At 72.0% G+C, this 1,923-nt stretch carries 1 pseudogene; it reads right to left on the bottom strand.

The features are described from left to right. A pseudogene (locus ACOADB_RS14400) lies at nt 1–1,923 on the bottom strand (hypothetical protein); the annotation flags it as partial.

The raw sequence follows: 1,923 nt of genomic DNA, 5'->3' as shown, positions 1-1,923 counted from the left end.
AGGCCGTCGTCGTCGCTGTCGGCATCGGCCGGGTCGGTGCCCAGGGTGTCTTCCTCGACGTCGGTGAGGCCGTCACCATCCGCGTCGGTGGACGGCAGGTCGTCACCGGGGTTGTCGACGGGGTTGGTGCCGTTGTCGATCTCGGCTCCGTCGTTGACGCCGCCGTCGTCGGTGTCGGGGTCGAGCGGGTCGGTGTCGTGGGTGTTGACCTCGGCGCCGTCGCTCAATCCGTCGTGGTCCGTGTCGGCGACCAGCGGGTCGGTGCCCGTTCCGGTGTCGGGTCCGCCGTCGTCGGTGTCGACCTCGACGCCGTCCTCGAGGCCGTCGTCGTCGCTGTCCGCGTCCGCGGGGTCGGTGCCCAGGGCGTCCTCCTCGGCATCGGTGAGGCCGTCGAGGTCGCGGTCATCGTCGTCTGCGGGGTTGTCGACGGGGTTGGTGCCGTTGGCCACCTCGGTGCCGTCGTTGACGCCACCGTCGTCGGTGTCGGCGTCGTTGGGGTCGGTGCCGGTCCCGGTGTCGGGTCCGCCGGCGTCGGTGTCGAGCTCCTCGCCGTCGGTCAGGCCGTCGTCGTCACTGTCCGCGTCGGTCGGGTCGGTGCCGGTCCCGGTGTCCGGGCCTGCGCCGTCGGTGTCGACCTCGGCACCGTCCTCGATGCCGTCGTCGTCGGAGTCGGTGTCGTCCGGGTCGGTGCCCAGGACGGCTTCCTCCGAGTCGGTGAGGCCGTCACCGTCGCTGTCGGTCTGTACGTCGTCCGCCGGGTTGAGCGGGTCGGTGAGGTCGGTGTTCACCTCGGCGCCGTCGCTCGCCCCGCCGTCGTCGGTGTCGGCGTCGTTGGGGTCGGTGCCGGTCCCGGTGTCGGGGCCACCTGCGTCGGTGTCGATCTCGGCGCCGTCGGTGAGGCCGTCGTTGTCGGAGTCGGCGTCCAGTGGGTCGGTGTTGTGCGTGTTGACCTCGGCGCCGTCCCCGAGTCCGTCGTCGTCGCTGTCCGCGTCCGCGGGGTCGGTGCCCAGTGCGTCTTCCTCGGTGTCGGTCAGGCCGTCGCCGTCGGTGTCGTCGAGTGCGTCGCACTCGACACCGCCTGCGGGCGCGAGGGCCTGCGACTCCATCGGTGCGACGCCGAGGTCGAGGTCGGCCAGCGGGACCGCGCCGAGCAGCAGGTCCAGGTCGACCGTGATCCGCAGGACCGCGGCCAGGCTCCCGTGGGCGGTCGCGCCCGAGTCCTGGTCGAAGGTACTGAGGAGCTCGATGTGGATCCCTGCCGAAGCCAGGCCCAGGACGTTGAGGGTCCGGTCGATCGTCTGGTTCGGCTCGTCGTTGAGGGTGATCACGTTGCCGCCGATCGTCACGTTGACGGCCGGCGGGACGAAGGTCGTGGTTCCGGTGGTGCCGTCGGAGGTCGACGTCATCACGATGGGGTCGGCGAGGTGGATCTGGACCAGGTTGCCGAGCAGGCCGATGTCGCCGACGGTGGTCTCGGTGATGGTCTGGACGGCCGAGGTGCCGTCGCTCTCGGGATCGACCAGCTGGGTCGTCGAGGTCGACTGGCTCGCGTCGAGGGTGGCGACATCGAGGCCGAGCGCACCCACCGACAGCAGGCTGAGGCTGGCCAGGCTGGTGTCGGCCTTCGACAGGACCCGGGCGCCGCCGACGGCCGTGGGGCACTGCGTGGTGGAGACGAATCCGGCTTCGGCGTAGGTGTCGAGCAGCCCCAGGTTGAGGACCGGGGGGAGGGCGACCGGCGGCAGGGGGCCGTCGTCGTCGACCGCGGCCGGCGGAGACGTCGCGGTGGAACCTGCGACCGGCAGGCTCAGGCCGGGCAGTGCGACCCCGATGTTGGTCGACGTCGCGGTCGCGTTGTCGCCGACGGCGGCGCTGTCGGCCGTCGAGGCCGAGTGGCCCACCCGCAGGTCAGCCAGCGGCGTG

Source organism: Nocardioides sp. CPCC 206348 (assembly GCF_048654705.1).
Lineage (GTDB): Bacteria > Actinomycetota > Actinomycetes > Propionibacteriales > Nocardioidaceae > Nocardioides.
This window is presented reverse-complemented; position numbering and strand designations above follow the sequence as displayed.